Consider the following 21,545-nt stretch of genomic DNA (forward strand, 5'->3'; position numbering starts at 1 on the left):
AGAATGTAAAGAAATTTGTTTACACAAATCTCTCTACATTCTTTTATTTTTTATAGTTTATAAATTTATTTTCTTCTAATATAGCAAAGAATTTTGCAAGCCTTGTATAAAATGAATTTTCACTATTATCGTCAAAATCATCTCTTACTTTATCAGCTATTGAGCTTATATCGCTTGTTCCATCTATAGCTTTCCAGACTATGCTGCCATATGTATCAAGTTCTATTTTACTTATCTTTGGTCTACTAAAAATAGTCTGTGCGATTTTATTAAAGAAACCTTTATTTATTACGTCTATTGTTACAATTCCATCTTTAGATACGTTCCATTTAAATTCTTGATTTATAACTGGTACATAATCTAAATAATTTACGTCTTTTTTCATGGTTCTAAATCCTCCTATAATAGTATTGTTAGCTTATTAATTAAAAAAATACTATTTAAAAAGCAATATGGCTGCTACATATTTAATGTGTAGCAGCCAATAAAGTTATTTATTATCTAAATTATTTTGCCTGACTTTTATCTTTATGCCATATTGTAAATTTAAATAGTGTAAGTATTAATAAACCAAAGGCTATTAAAGAACCTAGACTACCAAAATGTACAGCACCTGATAAATCAACTATTTGAGCAATTGATTTACCTCCAATTTTAACTATTGCAAATACGGCAAGTAATATTCCTACAAGACCTTCACCTGCGATAAGTCCTGAAGTATATAAGATACCTCTGTCAATTGAATCTTTTCTCTTTTCTTCACTGATCTTTTTCTTCTTTTCGAAGTAAAATCTTATAAGTCCACCAATTATTATTGCTGTGCTTAAATGAACTGGTAAGTATAGACCAATGGCAAATGGTAATACTGGGATTCCAAGTATTTCAACTACGATAGCAATTCCAGTTCCTACGAATACTAAAGTCCAAGGAAGATTTCCATCCATAACACCTTGAACAACCATTTTCATAAGTGTTGCCTGAGGTGCTGTAAGTTCTGCTGAACCAAATCCCCATGCAGCGTTTAATAAATATAATACTCCACCTATTGTGATTGAAGAAGCAACAACACCGATAACTTCACCTATCTGCTGTTTGTAAGGAGTTGCTCCAACTATATATCCTGTTTTTAAATCCTGAGATGTATCTCCAGCTATAGCTGCAATTATACAGATAACTGAACCTACTGCGATAGAAGATAACATTCCTTCGTGTCCTACAACACCAGTCGCCTTGAAAATAACAGTTGTAATAAGAAGTGTAGCAATTGTCATTCCTGAAACTGGGTTGTTACTGCTTCCTACAAGTCCAACTATTCTAGATGAAACTGTTGCAAAGAAGAATCCGAATATAGCTATAAGTAATGCTCCTCCAAAAGAAACTGGGATTGTAGGAACAAGCCATATTATTAATATTATAGCTACTATAGAACCGATTATAACTCCAAGAGGTAAATCTTTATCTGTTCTATAGTCAGAAACAGTTTTAGTGTCTTTATTTGATAAATCTTTAATAGATGCTGAAAAAGTTGAAACTATTAGTGGAAGAGATTTTAATAAACTTATTATTCCACCAGCTGCAACAGCTCCTGCTCCTATGTATTTTAAGTAGCTTGACCATAATGCAAATGAATCCATTGAAGATACGGGATCTGTGCCGGGATACATGACCATGCTTCCACCAAAAAGAGAGATTAATGGTAAAATTACGAGCCATCCTAAAATACCACCTGCGAACATATAAGAAGATATTTTAATACCACATATATATCCAACACTAAGTAATGCAGGAAGTACATCTAAACCAAATCCAGCACCTTTATAGCCTGGAATTTCATGATGAACTTCATTTGAAAATAGTTTTAATCCTTCTGCTGCGAATTTATATACGGCAGCAATTCCAAGACCTGCAAAAACTCCAGAAGCTTTAGAGCCTCCTTCTTCACCTGCAAGTAAAACTTGTGCACATGCAGTACCCTCTGGATATGGAAGAATTCCATGTTCTTTAACGATAAGAGCTTTTCTTAAAGGAATCATGAATAAGACTCCTAAAATACCACCACATAAACAAATGATTGAAATTTCAAATAATGATGGATTAGCATCTCCCCATTCTTTACTCCAAATAAAGATTGCTGGGATTGTGAAAATTGCACCAGCTGCAACTGATTCACCAGCTGAACCTATAGTTTGTACAATATTATTTTCTAATATTGAATCTTTTTTTAAAATTACTCTTATAATACCCATTGACATAACTGCTGCTGGTATTGAAGCTGATATTGTCATACCAACCTTTAATCCTAAATATGCGTTTGCTGCACCAAAGATAACAGCTAAAAGCACTCCTAAGAATATAGATGTTATTGTTATTTCCGGTAATACTGTATCATGGGAAATAAACGGCTTATGTTTTTTGCTTGCTTTTGACATTGTTTTCCTCCTTTAATTAATTAAAAAAATAGCTTCAGCATTAATATACTATCAATTTTATTCTAAATTAAGTATTAAATATATTAATGCGTAAGCGTATTACGGCAATAATATTTATATAAAAAAATTGTTTACTTTAAATCTAATTTTATTGGCTTTTCTTCACCAGTTTCCATGTTCTTTACTTTTATAGCATTTGAAGAAACTTCGTCTTCACCAATAACTATTACGTTTTTAGCGCCTATCTTATCTGCAAATGTGAATTTCTTCTTTATTTTGTCATTGTCTAAGTATATATCAACTTTTTTGCCTTCAGATAATAATGTCTTATATACTTTAAGGCAATAATTTAAAGTATCACCTATAGGGATTATAAGATAGTCTATTGAAGGTTCTATTTTATAAGAATCTATAAATCCAATTTCCTTAAGTACATAAAATAATCTTGTAAGTCCTATAGATACACCCATTCCAGGAAGAACGTTATTTGTATAGTTTTCAGCTAAGTTATCGTATCTTCCACCTGAACAGACAGAACCAAAATGTTCATTTCCTTTAAGGAATGTTTCAAATACTGTTCCTGTGTAGTAATCAAGACCTCTTATTATTTTAAGATTTATTTCATAAGACTCTTTTTCAAGTCCTAATAAATCAAGAATATCTGTTACAGTTTTAAGTTCTTCAATTCCTTTATTAAGAGTTTCATTATCAAGATTAAATTCTTTTAAGCTTTCTAATATTTCAGAAGCAGTTCCATTTAATTTTAATATCTCATTTAAGAAAGAAGCTTTTTCATCGCCTACTAATTCTTTTAATGAACTCTTAAATTCATCTTCGCCTATTTTGTCATACTTATCAATTAAAATCATTACTTCATTGATGTTTTCAATTTCTTTAGCTTCTAATATTCCAGATAATATCTTTCTGTTGCTTATTTGGAATTTAAAAGTCTTAAGACCAATTTTCTTAAGAGCCTGATAAGCTAAATTTATTACGAATGCATCATTGTTTATGCTTAACTTATTGTTTCCTATTATATCAACATCACATTGATAAAATTCTCTATAACGTCCTCTTTGGTTTCTTTCTCCACGATAAACTTTTCCTACTTGATATCTCTTAAAAGGAAATGCTAAATCGTTATAATGCTGTGCTACGAATCTTGAAAGCGGAACAGTTAGATCAAATCTTAAAGAAAGATCATTACTTCCTTTATTAAATCTATAAACCTGCTTTTCAGTTTCTCCAGCACTTTTAGCAAGTAAAACTTCAGATTTTTCTATTATAGGAGTGTCAATAGGAAGACATCCATTATTTTGATAAACTTCAGTTATTTTGTTTGTAATATCATTAAAAATTTTCTGTTCATTTGGCAAAAGCTCCATAAAACCTGGAAGTATACTTGGAGTTATTTTTGCTTTTTTCATTTTCATTCTTCCTTTCGTAAATAAAATAAAAGCCACACAGTTTAACTCCACTGAATGACTTCTGATAAATTATAAAAACATTTAAGTTGCATCAGCAGTATGAATACAAGACATTCTATAACCTATATCTGTTCTTACAGAGCAAGTTAATTAAGAATGATAATGTATAATGCTAGATATTTTACTATCCGATGTTTTCATAAAAATATTCTCCTAATTTAATATAGTCTATAAAATATTATACACTATAAAAGAATAATGTTCAATATTAATTTTTTTGAGTTTCCGTATTTTACATTAAAAATGCAAAAATACGAGTATGAGTTAGCGTTTTAAATAAATATTGTGAATTTAATGTGATTTCTCTAAAAAAGTGGTCACTAAAAAGACGTATTAAAAATACGATTTTTTAGTGGCTATTGATTTTTATAAATTTACATCGTGAGATTAAAATACAATTGATAGCTTGAAGTAATTTTTCTTATATTTTGCCATTCTTTTATTCCGTTCCTTGCATAGGCAAGGGTTTTCGATATTCCCCTTGCCATCTGATAGTAATAAAATAAGCATTTTTTCTTAAAAGCTTTAGCATTTGAAATAATATTATTAGATAGTCTTTTAGTTCCAATATTATCTGTTAAAATTCCCACCATGCCTATTGTGTATGTTAATAATTGATTTAAATTATTTATAGATTTTAAACTTCTAACTCTAAAGTTTTCAAAGCCATATTCTTGCTTCTTAAATCTGAAATATTCTTCGATTCTCCACCTAGACATATATAATCTTAATATCTTTACTACATCCTCTTTAGACTTAATTATTTTATTAGTAGCGAGCATCATTGGAGTTTGCGATAGGCCATATATTAAAACTAGATACATATTCTTTTTTGCAGCTGTTATTTGGCAATTAATATGACTTATATAGCAATCTTTTTCTTCTCCTTGAAATAATACTTTTGTTTTTATTTTGCCTTTTCTTGAATCTCTTAATGTAGTAGATTTGTACCACTTACCCTTAAAAAATATCTTTCTTCTTTCAGTTAATCGAATTACAAAATCTTGATTTTGATTATACATAAATTTGAAAAGATCATTCATATCATATCCACGATCAAAAATAAAAGTACCTTTAGTATTAATGGTATTAATTACTGAAGTCAGCCCTTCAAATGTGACTGTATTAGTAGACTTATATTCTTTTTCTTTTGCTGAATGTATCTTTGAAAACAAACTAACTGGCTGCTTTTTATTTTGAGTTAAAGCTACCATTTCTGTAACTTTATAACCTTTTTCGCAAGTGTTTTTTCGGCTAGAGCCATCACGAACAAATCCTAAAGAATCGAATTTATTGCCATAAGGCTTGATTACATCACTATCATCAACAAGAATAACAGGATCATTCATATCAATACTTTTTAGTAGTTGTTTTTTATAGTTAACAGTAACGCTATCAGAAATATTTTTCATTAAATTATTACTTAACCGTTCTACAGTATTTACCTTGTTTATAGATTCCATAAGAGAATCTGAAATGTCAGAAAGTAAAATACTTTTTGATTTACAAATTCCATAAATAGTATCTTGAATAAATTTTCTTTCAACCTGTCCAACTTCATCTGTAATTTTTTCTGTAAAATTAATAATTTTTCTTTTAATTTCATATGTATTTGTGGTAAAATTTTTCATAGGGAAATACTCCTTTGTTTTTTGTTTAGTGCTATTTTTTTGTGGTGAAAAAATTATAACAGAAAACTCACTGTATTTCCTTATTTTTATGTAAAAATTAAGAATTTGTGGATTAAAAATCCGTAAAATTATCAATTGTGGATAATTTTACGGAAACTCAAATAATTTTATATGTAATAAGTTCTTTTAATGATAAAATTTGTATTATATAATGTACATAAAATATAGTTTGATAAAAAAGGAGACAAAAATTTATGAGAAGTTCACTTAATATAAAAAATAAGCTTAACATGATTTACAAGATGGAAAATGATTCTATATTTCAAATACTTGAATACGATGATTTAAATGGGGCAGATGATGTTCAAAGCGCTTTTGCACTTAATGTAATAAAAAGAGGAGACATAAAGTTAAAGCAGATAAGGATTGAACTTGATGATAGTGCTGTTCGTATTGAGCCAGGTGCATTAAGTTATATGAAAGGTGATATAAATATAAGTACAAAATCAGGTGGGGTATTTGGTTTTGGTAAGAAATTATTATCTAGCAAAATAACAAATGAAACATTATTTAAACCAGAATATTCAGGAACAGGAGAAATATTTTTAGAACCATCTTTTTCAAACTTTGCTCTAATTGAGCTTGAAGATGATGACATAATAATAGATGATGGTTTATTTTATGCTTGTGAGACAAGTGTTGATGTAAGCGTGCAAGCACAGAAAAATCTATCTTCCATGATGCTTGGAAATGAAGGGGTGTGGCAGACATCACTAGGTGGTAGCGGCATAGTAGCACTTGAAATACCTGTTCCTGAAAGTGAAATTTTTAAGTGCGTACTAATAGATGATACTTTAAAAGTTGATGGAAACTTTGCAATTTTAAGGACAGGAAATATTGAATTTTCAGTTGAAAAGTCAGCAAAGACAATTGCAGGTTCTATAGTAAATAAAGAAGGACTTGTTAATGTGTACAGAGGAACAGGAGAAGTATGGCTTGCACCAACTAAGAGTGTTTATAGTAAATTAAAGATGCAAGGTCTTAGTGAAATGAGAAAATCACAACATGATAGTAATACAGAAGAGTAGACAAATGACAAAGTACAAATGACAAAGGACATATTAAATGACAAAGTACAAATGACAAATGACAAAGATGGTTGTTTCTGCTTGGACGCAGAAACTTGGAATTTGATAGAATTGATAATGTGCTAATGTATAATTGATAATTATGGATGTTTCTGCTCAAAATCGCAGAAACCCAAATTAATGTAAAAATTGACAATTGACAATTGACAATTGTGGAAGTTTCTGCTTGAGCGCAGAAAACAAAATTTATGAGCTTTCGCTTCAGGCGAAAGCTTTATTTTTTTGCGAGAATCTCAAAAAACCATACAATGAAATTCCGTAGGAATTTCCACCTGAATTGTCCATTATCCATTATTAATTCTCAATTGCACAGGATTTCCACCACATTTGTCATTTGTCCTTTGAAAGTTTGTCCATTGTACTGTCATTTGTACTGTCCTTTAGCACATAATTTGCAACTAGTTTTGCATTATAATTGCAAAACAAGAATAGAAACATTGACTTATGGGCATTATAAACATATAATGGTAGTATGATTTTGCAATTATAATGCAGAATGGAGGTTTATAAAATGTTACTAGAGTTTAAGACAAAAAATTATAAGTCTTTTGTGGAGGAAACGAAGTTTTCTATGCTTGCAGCACCAAAGCAAAAAGGACTTGATTATAGTTTGTGTGAAAAGAAAATAAAAGGAAAAACATTAAAGGGGCTATGCTCCTCAGTGATTTATGGACCTAATGCAGCAGGTAAAACAAATATTATCGGAGCAATGGATGTATTTCGTGCAATTGTTTTAAGAGGAAATATAAGAAATTCAGAGGAAAAAGCATCTCCAAATACAGCATCAGCTGAGTTGGAATTAATTCCAAATAATAAATGTAAAACTGCTCAGCCAGTTGAATTTTCAGTTGATTTTTTTGAAAATGGATTAAGAATTGAATATAGTGTTAGTGTTGATTTAGGAACGTTCCTTGATAGTGAATATAAGAGAAAAATTTTATCCGAAAAATTGATAGTGGATGGAGACGAAGTTTTTTGTAGAACTAAAGATTTATCTTTTGGTAATTTAAAAGTAATAAAAGATTATCTTTCTGATCCAATGAAGCAAAACATGGAGGGTGCTATTGATATAGCAAAAAATAGTTTAAATCAAGAGGAACTATTTTTGATAAATGGATTTAAACTTATTTTTTCACAGAAATTTGTTAAGCTTATAACAGATTGGTTTACAAATAAGTTTATGGTTATTTATCGTGCAGATTCCATGCAGCTTATTAAACGATTTGCTGATCCACAAAAAAAAGCAGTATATGTTGAAAAAACAACAGATGAAGCTGCTAAGCTTTTTGGAATAAATTCTAATGCAGTAGGTTATGTTGTTAGTGATGATGATTCAGAGGCAAAGTTATGTTCTATATTTAAAGATGTTAAAAATAAAAAAAGTACTGCTATAGCAGCAGAGATTTTTGAGTCTTATGGGACAATTCGATTTATCAATATGTTTCCACTTGTAATTCGTGCAATCCAAACTGGAGGAACATTGGTAGTTGATGAATTTGATGCATCAATTCATCCAATGGCTCTTATGAGTATTATTAATATTTTTCATAATGATGATATAAATATTAATCATGCTCAATTAATTTTTAACACTCATAATCCAATTTTTCTTAACTCAAATCTTTTTAGAAGAGATGAAATCAAATTTGTGGAAAGAGATGATGATAATCATGATAGTACACTGTATGCACTATCAGATTTTGGGACAACAGGAGAAAAAGGTGTTCGTAAAAATGAAGATTATATGAAAAATTATTTTGTAAGTCAATATGGAGCTATAAAGGACATTGATTTTGTACCTATATTTGAAGAAATCCTTGCAACTAAAAATGAGGTGGTGTGATGTATGGCAAAAAGAATTATGCAAAATAATGAAAAGAATGGCTATACACTGAAACAATATAAAGGATATAAGTATTATAAAGAGAATCCTTCACTTGCAATCTGGGAGGTAATTGAAAAAATATTGAAAGATTGTTCGTTAATTTAATATACAATACAAATAATTGATAATGCGTTAATTGATAATTGATAATGTGCAAATTGATAATTGTGGTTGTTTCTGCTCAAAATCGCAGAAACCCCAAATTAAATGACAAAGTACAAATGACAAAGGACAAATCAGGAAGTTTCTGCTAAGTCGCAGAAACCAAAATATATGAGCTTTCGCTTCAGGCGAAAGCTTTATTTTTTGCGTAAAACGCAAAAAACCACCTAAATTGTCCATTGTCCATTGTCAATTAGATTTGATTTCCACCTAAATTATCAATTAGAATTTATTCCTATATCATTTGTCATTTGTCCTTTAACCATTTGTCATTTGCACTGTCCTTTGTCATTTAACAATTTGTCATTTAGCATGTTATTAGCGTATTAAAGTTGTAAAGTATTAGATATGAAGTTATAATATCAATATAGACTTTAATTTATAAAAAGTGATGAGGTGCAGAGTAATGAGTGGGCTTGAATCAAAATTGAAGAGTAAAGATTTAGATTTATTTTTTAAAGGTATACTTGAGCTTAATTGTGTCGAGGATTGTTATAAATTTTTTGAAGATGTAGCTACAATTAATGAAATACAGGCTTTAGCACAGAGATTTCATGTTGCAAAATTGCTAGATGAAAAAAAGACTTATACCGAAATAGTAAAACTTACTGGAGCAAGTACAGCAACAATAAGCAGAATTAACAGATGTTTAAATTATGGCAGCGATGGATATAGTCTTGTCCTTAATAGGCTGAAATTACAAGAGAAAAAGAGTAAATAATTTATATCGTTGTAAAATATAATAAAAAATATTATACTAGTTACGATGAATATAGAATATTTTAAGCGAGGTAAATATATATATGGGTAGAATGTTTGGAACAGACGGAGTAAGAGGTGTCGCTAATAAAGAATTAACAGCACAGATTGCCTATGATTTAGGAAAGGCAGGAGCTTTTGTATTAACTGAAGGTGCTCATAAGCCAAAGATACTTGTTGCTAAAGATACAAGAATTTCAGGAGACATGCTTGAATCTGCACTTACAGCAGGAATTTTATCTGTTGGAGCAGAAGCAATAGTTCTTGGAGTAGTACCAACTCCTGCAGTTGCATATTTAACAAGAAAGTATGGAGCTGATGCCGGAGTTATGATTTCAGCATCACATAATCCTGTTGAATATAATGGAATTAAATTTTTTAATGATAAAGGATACAAATTATCTGATGAGCTTGAAGACAAAATTCAAGAGATAATTGAAAGCGGATTTAAAAATGTTCCAAGTCCAGAAGGAACAGAAATAGGAAGAAAGAAATTTGAAGTTGGAGCTCTTGATGATTATATAGAGTTTGCAAAAAAGACAGCTCCATATTCATTAAAAGGATTAAAAGTTGCACTTGACTGTGCAAATGGATCAGCCTACAAGTCTTCTGTAAAAGCCTTTAGAGATTTAGGAGCAGATGTATTTGTAATAAATGATAATCCTGATGGAACTAATATTAATGAAAAATGTGGTTCAACTCATCCTGAAGAACTTATGGATTATGTAGTTAAAGAGGGATGCGATGTAGGATTTGCTTTTGATGGAGATGCAGATAGATGTCTAGCTGTTGATGAAAAAGGAAATCTTATAAGTGGAGATTTCACTCTTATGTTATGTGGAAGCTATTTAAAAGAGCTTGGAAAGTTAAGCCACAATACAATTGTTGGAACAGTAATGAGTAATTTAGGTCTTGATATAGCTTGCAAGAAACTTAAAATGAATCTTGTAAAGACTACTGTAGGAGATAGATATGTTCTTGAAAAGATGATAAGAGAGGGATATACTCTTGGTGGAGAACAGTCTGGACACATTATCTTCTTAGATTACAATACTACTGGAGATGGGCTTGTTACAGCACTTCAGATTGCTACAATTGTTAAGAAGAAGGGAAAATCATTATCAGAATTATGCTCTATTATGAAAGATCTTCCACAGGTACTTGCTAATGCTGTTGTACCAAACGATAAAAAGGAAGATTATTTAAATGATGATGAAATTCAAGCTGAAATTAAAAAGATAGAAGATTCTCTTAATGGAGTAGGAAGAGTTCTTATAAGACCATCAGGAACAGAACCTCTAGTAAGAGTAATGCTTGAAGGAGAAAATCAAAAAGAAATTGATAAAATGGCTCATAAACTTGCTGATTTAATACATAATAAGTATACTAAGTAAAAGTTTGAACATTTTAAATTGAATATTAATGCTTGCTTTAGCATGATATAAAAAAGAGAATTCATTTGGATTCTCTTTTTTTAACATTTTAAGAAATCTCTTTATAAGTAGATTTAAGTAGTAATATAATTATGATATAAAATTAAAGATAAGGAGTGATTCTGTATGAAATGGAAAGAAGTAAGAGAATTGTATCCTAATCAATTTGTAAAATTTGAAATCTTAGAATCTCACATAAAAGATAATAAAGAATATGTGGATGATGTTGCAGTTATTAAAGCTCTTTCTGATGGAAAAGATGCAAGAAAAGAGTTTATAAATTGTAAAAAAGGTCAATTAGTATACAATACTAAAAATGAAGAATTAATAATACAGTTAGTAAAGCATGTTGGGATTAGAAGAAGTGTATAAAATGAATAATTTGCAATTTAAAGATGGACTATTGTACACTTCAATAATTCTAAAACATGGAGATAAATCTGTTTTAGTAGAGAATGTTATTATTGACAATGGAGCATTTCATACAATTATAGCTACTGATTATTTAGAAAAGATGGATGTTGAATTTTCAGACGATGATGAATTAGTTAAAGCTTCCGGTTATGGTGGAACTGTTTGATATTCTGTAAGGAAAAGAATAGATTATATTTTTTCTTTAGAAAATTATATTGCAGTTAAATGTGTGGATAACTTTTTAGCATAGGGGATATAACATAGTCGCCTTGGCAGTTTTTTTATTTAAATATTAATTTTTATAGACTGTATAGATATTCTTCAAAATACTTAGAATTAGCTAGAAAACACAAGCTAAACTCACATAATCACTATAAATAGAAAAAAACAATAAAAATCCATATTTATTTTACTTTGACTTTCTTTGACCTTAAAAGTATAATGTACTTGTACAAAGGAAATAGATAAAGATCCTAAACAAAAAGTAAAAATTATATTTATATATTTTAAGGAGGTTTTAGTATGTTTGGATTAATACCATTTAGAACTAACAAAAATGAAGAGAAAGGCGTTGCATTTAATGATTTCTTTACTGACTTTTTTAATGATGACTTTTTCTCACCAATGAATATTTCAGATGAAGGAATGAAAAAATTTAATGCAGATGTAAGAGAAACTGATAAAGAATATCTAGTTTCAGCAGAACTTCCTGGAGTAAAAAAAGAGGATATAGCACTAGATTACAAGGATAATAATTTAGTAATAAGAGCAAAAAGAGAAGAAGTCCATGATGAATCAAAGGACAATTATATAAGAAAAGAAAGAAGCTATGGAGAATTTAGCAGACAATTCTATTTTGACAATGTAGACAAAGAAAAAATTTGTGCAAAATTCCAAAATGGAGAACTTCAAATAATTCTTCCAAAGACTGAGCAGAAGGTTGATGACAGCACAAAGATATTTATTAGGTAAAAAATATTATATTGACAATTAAGTTAATGTAAGTATATAATATAGAAAATTAAAAACTTATCAAGAGAGGTGGAGGGACTGGCCCGTTGAAGCCCAGCAACCAATAATAGATTATTATTATATGGTGCTAATTCCTGGAGTGTTTTACTCAGAGATAAGAAGTATTTTCTTAGAATGTGTTGTTAATAATGCACCGGAATTTATTTTCTGGTGCATTTTTAATATATAAAAAGCTTTAAATTTTAATAAAGCGGATATAAGGTGCTTTTAGAAATAAAAGATAATAGGGAATCAGGTTAGAATCCTGAGCAGCACCCACTACTGTATTTTGGACGAAATTTCTATATCCACTGCTTACTATAAAAGCGGGAAGGAGAAAGAGTAGGCTGATAATAAGTCAGGAGACCTGCCTTATATTTAATTTAAGCCCTTGGGGATGAGGGATAAGGAGGAAAAAATATGTTAAAAACAACTATTTCAGGCTATCCAAGGATAGGCAGAAAAAGGGAACTAAAATTTGCTACTGAAAAGTATTTTAAGGAGCAGATAACAAAGGAAGAATTTTTAAAAACATCACAAAATTTAAGGAAAGAGTATTTTATGATACAGAAAAACAAAGGTATAGATATAATACCTGTCAATGATTTTTCTTATTATGATAATATTCTTGATACAGCTTATATGCTTAATGTCATACCGAAAAGATACAAAGATTTAAATCTTGATAATCTTGATACATATTTTGCTATGGCAAGAGGATATCAGAAAGATGGAAATGATGTAACAGCACTTGCTATGAAAAAATGGTTTAATACAAATTATCACTATATTGTACCAGAGATAGATGATTATACAGAGTTTAAGCTTAATGATACAAAAATATTTGACCTTTATGATGAGGCAAAAAAATTAGACATAAATGCAAAACCTGTGATAATTGGACCATTTACGTTTTTAAAATTATCTAAGATTAATACAAAAAGAAGTTTTGAAGATCTTTTAGATAGTCTTGCAGATGTATATTCTAACATATTTGATAAGTTAGATGAAAAAGGTGCATCATACGTTCAGATAGAAGAACCTGAACTTGTAAAAGATATTACAGATGATGAATTTAAACTTTTTAAATCTGTATACTCTAAGATATTTAAAAAGAAATATAAATTTGAGTCTATACTTCAAACTTATTTTGGAGATATAAGGGACATATATAAAAACATTTCTGAATTACAATTTGATATAATAGCTCTTGATTTTGTTGAAGGAAAAGAAACTTTAAACTTAATCAGAAAGTATGGTTTTCCAAAGAATAAAAAGCTTATTGCTGGAATAATTAATGGAAAAAATATATGGGTTAATGATTATAAAAAATCTATTGAAGTATTAAAAGAAATTGAAAAAAATATAGATAGAGACAGAATTATTTTAGGTACAAGCTGCTCACTTTTACATGTACCATATACAGTAAAAAATGAGACAAAACTTGCAGATGAGTACAAAGAGAGCATGGCTTTTGCTGAGGAAAAACTTGATGAACTTAAAGAAATTAAAATTTTAGAAGACAATAAAGATTATGAAAACAGCAGTGAATTTGTTGCAAATGGTCTTATTTTAAAGAGAAAGAGAGAAAATAAGTTATGCTTCTTAAAAGAAGTCAGAGAAAAAATAAAGAATTTAAAACCATCTGATTTTAGAAGAAAAGAAAGTTTTGATACAAGACGTGATTTTCAAAAAGAAGAATTTAACTTACCACTACTTAAAACAACAACAATAGGTTCATTCCCTCAGACAGCAGAGATTAAAAATGAAAGAAAAAAATTTAGAAATGGAATTATAAAAGAAGGAGAATATAATAATTTCTTAAAGAAAAAAATTGATGAAGTTATAAAATTTCAAGAAGATATAGGACTTGATGTTCTTGTACATGGAGAATATGAGAGAACAGATATGGTTGAATATTTTGGAAAACTTCTTCAAGGATTTTTATTTACAGAAAACGGCTGGGTTCAGTCATATGGGACAAGAGGGGTAAAGCCACCTATAATATATGGAGACATAAAAAGAGTAGAGCCTATGACTGTAAAGTGGATAAAATATGCACAAGAAAAGACTGAAAAGCCTGTTAAAGGTATGCTTACAGGGCCTGTCACAATTCTAAACTGGTCATTTAAAAGAGAAGATATTGACATTAAGTCAATAATGTATCAGATTGGTATTGCAATAGGTGAGGAAGTTCTTGACCTTGAGAAAAATGGAATAAAGATAATACAGATAGATGAAGCAGCTTTAAGAGAAAAGCTTCCTCTAAGAAAGAGTGATTGGCAGAAAGAATATCTTGATTTTGCAATTCCTGCATTCCGTCTTACAAATGCAAAGGTAAAAAAATCAACTCAGATTCACACACATATGTGCTATAGTGAATTTAACGATATAATAAAGGCTATTGATGATATGGATGCTGATGTTATATCTATAGAGGCAGCAAGATCAGATTTCTCTATTCTTGATTTTCTAAAAGAAAATAACTTTAGACTTGAAATAGGACCAGGAGTTTATGATATACATTCTCCAAGAGTTCCATCAGAAGAAGAAATAGAAGATGCAATAAAAATAATGCTTTCAAAAATAGATGCTGATAAGCTATGGATAAATCCTGACTGTGGACTTAAAACAAGAGGAACAGAGGAAACTATAAAAAGTCTTAAAAATTTAGTTAATGCAGCTAAAAAAATAAGAGAAGAGCTTTAAAAAAAGGCCTTGCACTAAAATAATTAGTGCAAGACCTCTTTTTTAATAAGTAATAGTGTGTGCTTTTTTATTGCCTGATTTTGCTTTTCCTTGAATTTCAGGAACGGGAGAAACATCATTTTTATCTACGTGATATTTATGATTACTTTCAGTGCCATGTGGATCTTTTACGTTAGGCCTTCTCATGCCAGCTTTAGCCATAACAATCACCTCATCTATAGTATGGGAAATTTAATCAAATATTATTCATCTATTTATAATTTATTTTAATTTAAATTTCTTAACCATATCGGAAAGCACTGTAGAGTTATTTTTATTCTTATCTGATTCTTTTAATATATCAGAATTTTTTTCTCGTATATTCTGCATATTATTGCTTATAGTTGATGAAGATTCTGTTATGGAAAATATAAATTCAGATATTTTATTTATATTATTTTTTATATTAGATACAGAATTTGATATTTTAGAAGAATTTTCTGAATAAGTATCTGCAATTTTCTTAAAATCTGTACCTGCTGATTTATATGAAAGTGTTATATCTATTATGTCTGAATAATTTTTTAGTATATCTTTATCAACAAAATCTAAAAGCTCTTTAGATGATTCAGCAAGTTCTGAGATTGAAGAAAGTGCATTAGTTATATTACTTTTTATTAAAATTACTGCATTTTTAGATTCATCAGAAAGGTTTCTTATTTCATCTGCTACAACTGCAAAGCCTTTTCCATTTTCACCAGCACGTGCGGCCTCAATTGATGCATTTAATGCTAGAAGATTTGTTCTATCTGATATTTCTAAAATACTTTCTGTTATTTCAGAAATATTTTCAACACTTTTTATTTGATCTAATGATTCTTTTAATTTTCCACCGCATTTTTCATATATTTGTTTTATGTTATCTGAGAAGCTCTTAGTATTCTCATAGAAAGTTCCTGCCTGCATCTCAATTTTATCTGCATAAGCTATAGATTTTTTTGCATTTAAGGCAGATGTTGTTGTAGAATTATCAACATTTTCTGTAATAGAATTTACTTCTGACAAAAGAGATGATGATTCCTGAAGGCTTGAAAAAATTTGAGTTGATTTATCAGCTGCTTCATTAAGATCGTTTGAAATAACCGAAATCATATCATCGATTTTAACACTCTTAGAAAATATAGATGAACTTTTTTCTTTTATAGCTGATATTAACTGATTTAAATTAAAAGAACTTAAATTAATCGCTTTAACTACTGTTCCAAATTCATTATTACTTAATGGGTTTACTGTACATGAAAGATTATAATTTGAAAGCTCTCTAGAACAATTTTCAATTAAGCTTAGCTCTTTTTTAAGACTTCTCTTTATTATAACTGATATAAAAGCTGCAACCATAAGTGTTACTATTAAAAAGATTACAAGAGATATACTTATTGATATTATGTCTTTAAACATTTCATAAACTGATGTAACAATAACTATTGACCATTCTGTATTTGGAATCGAAGTAAATGATGCAAGGGAATATGAATTATTCATATTAAGAAACATTGTATCTGTTTCACTAGATGATATCTTTGATAAAAAGTTTTTAGTCTCTTCTAATTCTTTTTCACTATATTTTGAAGCATTTTCTATAAGTGATGATTTGTTTTGAACATAAGACATATCTTTATGTACAATAAAGTTACCATTATTATCTACAATAAAAGCATATCCCTTATCTCCAACTTTAATACTTTGAACAAAATCGTTAATTTCCTGAATATTTATTGCTCCACATAGATGACAGATTGTATTATCTTTATTATCTTTTACAGGGATTACTACTGTTATTACTGATTCTTTTCCATCAGTTTGTATATTAGGTCTTGAGATAAAAGAATCAGTAATTTGAGATTCTTTATATAATTCATCTGAAGAAGCATCTTTTATTTCATTTGTATCTGCATAAAAAGCTTGTCCATCATTTCCTAATATGAAGATGTTATTAAAATCCCATTTATTCATTTCTTCAATTAACAAAGGACGCTGAACTTTCCAGTCCATTGTCTGAATTTCATCAGAATATGCAATATTAAGAAGCTCATTTTTTCTTGATTCAAGCTCTGCATTTATTATTTTGCAGCTATCAATTGTACGGTCTATAAGAGTTTCTCTTGTACTTGAAATTATGCTCTTTGTGAATTTATAGTAAATGAAAAGGGATAGTGAAAGACATATTAAAATGATAGAAGCGGTTACCTCGATTACTATTTTATTAGCAAAACTTATCTGACGTTCTTTCTTTTTCTTCCTTTTTTGATTATTTTTCTTAGATTTTTTTTTGAAAAGTTTCATTTAATCCTCCCCATTATATGCATGTAAAGTGACTTACTAATGACATGTAGAGTAATGTATTAATAAATAGTTTATTAATAATATCATACACATATAATGGTTAAAACAAGATTAAATTGTCATTAAATGTTTGTTAAATTACAAATATTTGATAAACGAATAAAAATTTTCTAATTAAACCAGTTTAATTAAAAATTTAAAAAAATAAATTAATTATTTAGTATATATAAGTTTAATTTTCTTATATTATGTAAAAATATAAAACAAATTAGTGATAATATGCAAAAAAATACAACATAAATATAACAAATTATTAAAATAGTATGATGCAAAAAGGTTAAAATTGCTATTTTAATAAAAAAATAAAAAAACAAATAATCATGTTGACATTGAAGATTTTAAAGAGTAAACTAAAGCCATAAACTTGAACAACAGAATATGTCTTTTAATTTTATAAATGCAATGAAGGAGACAGTTATAAAGCTTAAATAAGTTTTAGAGAGCCAATGCTACGGTGGAAATTGGTACTTATGTTTTTATGATTATCACTCTTGAGCAGATTTCAGAAAGGAAAGTAATTTCTTAGTAAGTTGTGTCCGGTGGCATCCGTTATATGCAAGGGTTTGTTAGAACCTAGTGATATTGGTTAATAAGGCGGAATTATATCCCACTTCTTATGATGTATATCATTAAGGGTGGTATTTTTTTACCAATTTTAGGGGGTGATTGGTTGGAAAAGCATGTATTATCTGTATTAGTTAAAAATTCATCAGGCGTGTTAACACGGGTTAGCAGTCTATTTTCAAGAAGAGGCTATAACATAGAAAGTCTCACAGTGGGGCAGACAGAAAATCATGAAAATTCAAGGATGACAATAACACTTTTTACAGATGAGGATATGTTACAGCAGGTAAAAAAACAGCTTGCAAAGCTTGAAGATGTAATTAATGTTGTAAATTTTAAACCTAAAGATTCTGTTTGCAGAGAGCTTGTACTTATAAAAGTAAAAGCTACAAAAGAAAACAGATCAGAAATCAATGAAACAGTAAATATTTTTAGAAGCAAGATAGTTGATATTTCAAATAGTACAATGACTATTGAGCTTACTGGAAATGAAAGCAAAGTTTCAGCATTTATAAATCTTATGAAAGAAATTGGCATTATTGAGCTTGCAAGAACAGGGGTTACAGCTCTTCAAAGGGGAAATGAAACAATAGATAAAGACACAATTTAAGCAATAAATAATTAAATAAGGAGGGGGCAGCGTGGCTTCAAAGAATGTAAATATATTTGATTCCACATTAAGGGATGGAGCACAAGGCGAAGGAATATCTTTTTCAATTGAGGATAAAATAAAGATTGTAAAGATATTAGATAATCTTAAAGTAGATTATATAGAAGCTGGAAATCCAGGTTCTAATCCCAAAGATATGGAATTTTTTAAACTTTTAAAAGATATCAAATTAGAAAATTCGAAAATTGCTGCGTTTGGTTCAACCAGAAAACCTGAGACAAAGGCTCAGGAAGATAAGAATATCAGGGAACTTTTAAAATCTGAGGTTCAAGATATTGTAATATTTGGGAAGTCATGGGACTTTCAAGTTACTGAAATTTTAAAGACATCTTTAGAAGAAAACTTAAATATGATTAAAGATACGATTTCATATTTATGCTCATGTAATAAAAAAGTTATTTTTGATGCAGAACATTTTTATGATGGATATAAAGCCAATAAAGATTATGCATTAAAAGTTATAGAGGCAGCAGAAAAAGCAGGGGCAGAAACAGTAGTCTTGTGTGATACGAATGGGGGCACTCTTCCACAAGAAATATACTCTATAACAGGGGAAGCTTTAAAAATACTTACTAGAGCAAAAATAGGAATTCACAGCCATGATGATATGGGGATGGCAGTTGCTAATTCAATCATGGCAGTTAGTGCAGGAGCATCACAGGTGCAGGGAACACTTATAGGAATTGGGGAAAGATGCGGGAACGCAAATTTAAGTGCAATAATACCTGCACTTAAATTAAAAATGAAATGTGATGTTATTGGGGAAAAAGAACTTTTAAATCTTACTAAGAGCGCAAGGGGCGTAGCAGAAATATGCAATATTACATTAGATGATAAAGTACCATTTGTTGGAACATCATCTTTTGCACATAAAGGGGGCATGCATATAGATGCTGTTACAAAATTTCCTAAATCTTATGAGCATATAAATCCAGAATTGGTTGGTAATAAGAGAAGGTTTTTAGTATCAGAAGTAAGTGGAAGAAGCACAATATTTAATGAAATAAAAAAACTATTTCCTGAAATAAAAAAGGATAATCCGGCGGTAGTAAAAATAACAGACAGAATAAAAGAGCTTGAATATGAAGGCTATCAGTTCGAAGGGGCAGAAGGAACTGTTGAGCTTATCATGAGAAAGATGGTTGGAAAGTATAAACCGTTTTTCAAGCTAAATCATTTTAAAATAATTGGGGAAAAGCCGGTAGAAAAGCATGAAATGAGTTCGACAGCAGTAATCAATATAGCAGTAGATGGACAAAATGAAATGACAGCAGCTGAGGGCGATGGTCCTATAAATGCACTTGATAAGGCATTAAGAAAGGCGCTTGAAGTATTTTATCCAGAATTAAAAAGGGCTAGGCTTGTAGATTATAAAGTAAGAGTTTTAGACTCGAGAAGTGCTACAGAAGCAAAGGTAAGAGTATTAATAGAATCAACAGATGGGGTAGAGAACTGGACAACAGTTGGGGTTTCAAGAGATGTTGTTGAAGCAAGTTGGATAGCTCTTGTTGATTCAATAGAATATAAACTTATAAAAGATATAGAAAAAAAATTAAAAATGTTTTTTTAAAAAGGAGGAAGAACAAATGGGAATGACAATGACACAGAAGATTTTAGCTTTTCATGCAGGACTTGACAGCGTAAGAGCAGGACAATTAATTGAGGCAAATCTTGATTTAGTACTTGGAAATGATATTACAACTCCGGTTGCCGTAAATGAATTTAAGAAATTTAATGCTGATAAAGTATTTAGCAAAACTAAGATAGCAATAGTTCCAGATCATTTTACACCGAACAAGGATATTAAGGCTGCAGAACAAGTTAAATACGTCAGAGAGTTTTCTAATAAAATGGGGATTGAAAATTTCTTTGAAGTAGGTCAGATGGGTATAGAACATTGCCTTATTCCTGAAAAGGGGCTAGCAGTTGCAGGAGATGCAGTAATAGGGGCAGATTCACACACATGTACTTATGGGGCACTTGGAGCTTTTTCAACAGGGGTAGGCTCAACAGACATGGCAGCAGGAATGGCAACAGGAAAGTGTTGGTTTAAAGTACCTTCAGCATTAAAATTTGTATTAAAAAATAAACCTGCAAAATGGGTAAGTGGAAAAGATATAATTCTTCACATCATTGGAATGATAGGCGTTGATGGAGCATTATATAAATCAATGGAATTCACAGGTGATGGACTTAACTATCTTTCAATGGATGACAGATTTACAATTGCAAATATGGCAATTGAAGCAGGTGGAAAGAATGGAATCTTCCCAGTTGATGAAAAAACAGAAGAATACTTAAAAGAACATGCACCAAACAAAAAGTGGAAAAAATATGAAGCTGATGAAGATGCAGTTTATGACAAAACATATGAAATAGATTTAAGCACTTTAAGACCAACAGTTGCATTTCCACATCTTCCAGAGAATACAAAGACAATTGATGAAAGCGTAGGGGTTAAGCTTGATCAAGTAGTTATTGGTTCTTGTACAAATGGAAGAATGACAGATTTAAGAATTGCAAGAGACATTATAAAGGGAAAGAAAGTTAAGAAGGGATTAAGATGTATTGTAATTCCAGGAACTCAGAAGATATACCTTCAGGCTTTAGAAGAAGGAATCATAAAAGACTTAGTTGAAGCTGGAGCAATTGTTTCTACTCCTACATGTGGACCTTGTCTTGGAGGACATATGGGAATATTAGCAAAAGGAGAAAGAGCATTATCTACTACAAACAGAAACTTTGTAGGAAGAATGGGACACGTTGAATCAGAAGTATATTTAGCAAGTCCAGCAGTAGCAGCAGCATCAGCAATAACTGGAGAAATCACAGATCCAGAGAAAGTAGCTAAGTAAGGGGAG

Annotated in this window: 18 protein-coding genes and 2 riboswitches; of the genes, 12 read left to right on the forward strand and 6 right to left on the reverse strand. The window is 29.7% G+C overall.

Translation table 11 applies throughout. The features are described from left to right. Positions 1 to 43: 43 nt before the first annotated feature. From MTX53_RS01495 to MTX53_RS01510, 4 genes are all read right to left on the reverse strand, one after another. The gene (locus MTX53_RS01495) at positions 44 to 385 is read right to left on the reverse strand and encodes a PqqD family protein (RefSeq protein WP_244834425.1); all 342 of its coding nucleotides are present in this window, start codon (positions 383 to 385) and stop codon (positions 44 to 46) included. A 121-nt stretch (positions 386 to 506) separates the two neighbouring features. Next, the gene (locus tag MTX53_RS01500) at positions 507 to 2,429 is read right to left on the reverse strand and encodes an oligopeptide transporter, OPT family (protein ID WP_244834426.1); all 1,923 of its coding nucleotides are present in this window, start codon (positions 2,427 to 2,429) and stop codon (positions 507 to 509) included. A gap of 131 nt (positions 2,430 to 2,560) precedes the next feature. Then, entirely contained in the window at positions 2,561 to 3,856 is a 1,296-nt protein-coding gene (gene hisS / locus MTX53_RS01505; RefSeq protein ID WP_244834427.1) for a histidine--tRNA ligase, read from the reverse strand. Positions 3,857 to 4,290: 434 nt separating this feature from the next. Continuing rightward, on the reverse strand, positions 4,291 to 5,547 hold the full coding sequence (locus tag MTX53_RS01510; protein ID WP_244834428.1) for a transposase: 1,257 nt from the start codon (positions 5,545 to 5,547) through the stop codon (positions 4,291 to 4,293). Positions 5,548 to 5,801: 254 nt separating this feature from the next. Here MTX53_RS01510 and MTX53_RS01515 point away from each other — a divergent pair, with 254 nt between their 5' ends. From MTX53_RS01515 to metE, 9 genes are all read left to right on the forward strand, one after another. After that, positions 5,802 to 6,635, forward strand: coding sequence for an AIM24 family protein (locus MTX53_RS01515; RefSeq protein WP_244834429.1), 834 nt, complete (start codon positions 5,802 to 5,804; stop codon positions 6,633 to 6,635). A gap of 571 nt (positions 6,636 to 7,206) precedes the next feature. Further along, positions 7,207 to 8,538, forward strand: a complete 1,332-nt coding sequence (locus MTX53_RS01520; protein WP_244834430.1) for an ATP-binding protein — start codon at positions 7,207 to 7,209, stop codon at positions 8,536 to 8,538. A 3-nt stretch (positions 8,539 to 8,541) separates the two neighbouring features. Further along, the gene (locus MTX53_RS01525; protein WP_244834431.1) at positions 8,542 to 8,685 is read left to right on the forward strand and encodes a hypothetical protein; all 144 of its coding nucleotides are present in this window, start codon (positions 8,542 to 8,544) and stop codon (positions 8,683 to 8,685) included. A gap of 463 nt (positions 8,686 to 9,148) precedes the next feature. Further along, positions 9,149 to 9,463 carry a YerC/YecD family TrpR-related protein gene (locus tag MTX53_RS01530; RefSeq protein ID WP_244834432.1) on the forward strand — a complete coding sequence of 105 codons (315 nt, stop codon included), beginning with the start codon at positions 9,149 to 9,151 and terminating at the stop codon, positions 9,461 to 9,463. A gap of 82 nt (positions 9,464 to 9,545) precedes the next feature. Continuing rightward, the gene (glmM, locus tag MTX53_RS01535; protein WP_244834433.1) at positions 9,546 to 10,895 is read left to right on the forward strand and encodes a phosphoglucosamine mutase; all 1,350 of its coding nucleotides are present in this window, start codon (positions 9,546 to 9,548) and stop codon (positions 10,893 to 10,895) included. A gap of 165 nt (positions 10,896 to 11,060) precedes the next feature. Continuing rightward, complete coding sequence (locus MTX53_RS01540) at positions 11,061 to 11,306, forward strand: hypothetical protein (protein ID WP_244834434.1); 246 nt, start codon at positions 11,061 to 11,063, stop codon at positions 11,304 to 11,306. Between the two features lies 1 nt (position 11,307). Beyond that, positions 11,308 to 11,514, forward strand: coding sequence for a hypothetical protein (locus MTX53_RS01545; RefSeq protein ID WP_244834435.1), 207 nt, complete (start codon positions 11,308 to 11,310; stop codon positions 11,512 to 11,514). Between the two features lie 356 nt (positions 11,515 to 11,870). Then, the gene (locus MTX53_RS01550; protein ID WP_244834436.1) at positions 11,871 to 12,320 is read left to right on the forward strand and encodes an Hsp20/alpha crystallin family protein; all 450 of its coding nucleotides are present in this window, start codon (positions 11,871 to 11,873) and stop codon (positions 12,318 to 12,320) included. Between the two features lie 54 nt (positions 12,321 to 12,374). Further along, positions 12,375 to 12,481, forward strand: a riboswitch (SAM riboswitch). Positions 12,482 to 12,562: 81 nt separating this feature from the next. Continuing rightward, positions 12,563 to 12,749, forward strand: a riboswitch (cobalamin riboswitch). A 30-nt stretch (positions 12,750 to 12,779) separates the two neighbouring features. Further along, entirely contained in the window at positions 12,780 to 15,068 is a 2,289-nt protein-coding gene (gene metE / locus MTX53_RS01555) for a 5-methyltetrahydropteroyltriglutamate--homocysteine S-methyltransferase (protein ID WP_244834437.1), read from the forward strand. Between the two features lie 42 nt (positions 15,069 to 15,110). Here metE and MTX53_RS01560 read toward each other — a convergent pair whose 3' ends face one another. Together MTX53_RS01560 and MTX53_RS01565 are read right to left on the reverse strand one after the other, a co-directional pair. Next, positions 15,111 to 15,269 carry a hypothetical protein gene (locus MTX53_RS01560; RefSeq protein WP_244834438.1) on the reverse strand — a complete coding sequence of 53 codons (159 nt, stop codon included), beginning with the start codon at positions 15,267 to 15,269 and terminating at the stop codon, positions 15,111 to 15,113. Between the two features lie 60 nt (positions 15,270 to 15,329). Next, positions 15,330 to 17,390, reverse strand: coding sequence for a methyl-accepting chemotaxis protein (locus MTX53_RS01565; protein ID WP_244834439.1), 2,061 nt, complete (start codon positions 17,388 to 17,390; stop codon positions 15,330 to 15,332). 730 nt (positions 17,391 to 18,120) lie between these two features. Between MTX53_RS01565 and ilvN the strand changes: the two genes are divergently transcribed. Genes ilvN through leuC form a run of 3 tightly spaced genes read left to right on the forward strand, consistent with a single transcriptional unit; the run spans position 18,121 to position 21,539 of the window. Beyond that, on the forward strand, positions 18,121 to 18,624 hold the full coding sequence (ilvN, locus tag MTX53_RS01570) for an acetolactate synthase small subunit (RefSeq protein WP_244834440.1): 504 nt from the start codon (positions 18,121 to 18,123) through the stop codon (positions 18,622 to 18,624). A gap of 31 nt (positions 18,625 to 18,655) precedes the next feature. After that, entirely contained in the window at positions 18,656 to 20,254 is a 1,599-nt protein-coding gene (cimA, locus tag MTX53_RS01575) for a citramalate synthase (protein WP_244834441.1), read from the forward strand. A gap of 16 nt (positions 20,255 to 20,270) precedes the next feature. Beyond that, on the forward strand, positions 20,271 to 21,539 hold the full coding sequence (gene leuC / locus MTX53_RS01580) for a 3-isopropylmalate dehydratase large subunit (protein ID WP_244834442.1): 1,269 nt from the start codon (positions 20,271 to 20,273) through the stop codon (positions 21,537 to 21,539). Positions 21,540 to 21,545: the final 6 nt, after the last annotated feature.

The sequence above is a fragment of the Clostridium sp. BJN0001 genome (assembly GCF_022869825.1).
Taxonomy (GTDB): Bacteria; Bacillota; Clostridia; order Clostridiales; family Clostridiaceae; genus Clostridium.

Excerpts from the sequence above, each read along its gene's own strand:
- MTX53_RS01530 (WP_244834432.1), top strand. The coding sequence starts at position 9,149 with ATGAGTGGGCTTGAATCAAAATTGAAGAGTAAAGATTTAGATTTATTT.
- MTX53_RS01565 (WP_244834439.1), bottom strand. The coding sequence starts at position 17,390 with ATGAAACTTTTCAAAAAAAAATCTAAGAAAAATAATCAAAAAAGGAAG.
- MTX53_RS01525 (WP_244834431.1), top strand. The coding sequence starts at position 8,542 with ATGGCAAAAAGAATTATGCAAAATAATGAAAAGAATGGCTATACACTG.
- MTX53_RS01560 (WP_244834438.1), bottom strand. The coding sequence starts at position 15,269 with ATGGCTAAAGCTGGCATGAGAAGGCCTAACGTAAAAGATCCACATGGC.
- leuC (WP_244834442.1), top strand. The coding sequence starts at position 20,271 with ATGGGAATGACAATGACACAGAAGATTTTAGCTTTTCATGCAGGACTT.
- MTX53_RS01540 (WP_244834434.1), top strand. The coding sequence starts at position 11,061 with ATGAAATGGAAAGAAGTAAGAGAATTGTATCCTAATCAATTTGTAAAA.
- MTX53_RS01510 (WP_244834428.1), bottom strand. The coding sequence starts at position 5,547 with ATGAAAAATTTTACCACAAATACATATGAAATTAAAAGAAAAATTATT.
- MTX53_RS01550 (WP_244834436.1), top strand. The coding sequence starts at position 11,871 with ATGTTTGGATTAATACCATTTAGAACTAACAAAAATGAAGAGAAAGGC.
- MTX53_RS01500 (WP_244834426.1), bottom strand. The coding sequence starts at position 2,429 with ATGTCAAAAGCAAGCAAAAAACATAAGCCGTTTATTTCCCATGATACA.
- hisS (WP_244834427.1), bottom strand. The coding sequence starts at position 3,856 with ATGAAAAAAGCAAAAATAACTCCAAGTATACTTCCAGGTTTTATGGAG.
- metE (WP_244834437.1), top strand. The coding sequence starts at position 12,780 with ATGTTAAAAACAACTATTTCAGGCTATCCAAGGATAGGCAGAAAAAGG.
- MTX53_RS01495 (WP_244834425.1), bottom strand. The coding sequence starts at position 385 with ATGAAAAAAGACGTAAATTATTTAGATTATGTACCAGTTATAAATCAA.
- MTX53_RS01520 (WP_244834430.1), top strand. The coding sequence starts at position 7,207 with ATGTTACTAGAGTTTAAGACAAAAAATTATAAGTCTTTTGTGGAGGAA.
- MTX53_RS01545 (WP_244834435.1), top strand. The coding sequence starts at position 11,308 with ATGAATAATTTGCAATTTAAAGATGGACTATTGTACACTTCAATAATT.
- MTX53_RS01515 (WP_244834429.1), top strand. The coding sequence starts at position 5,802 with ATGAGAAGTTCACTTAATATAAAAAATAAGCTTAACATGATTTACAAG.
- glmM (WP_244834433.1), top strand. The coding sequence starts at position 9,546 with ATGGGTAGAATGTTTGGAACAGACGGAGTAAGAGGTGTCGCTAATAAA.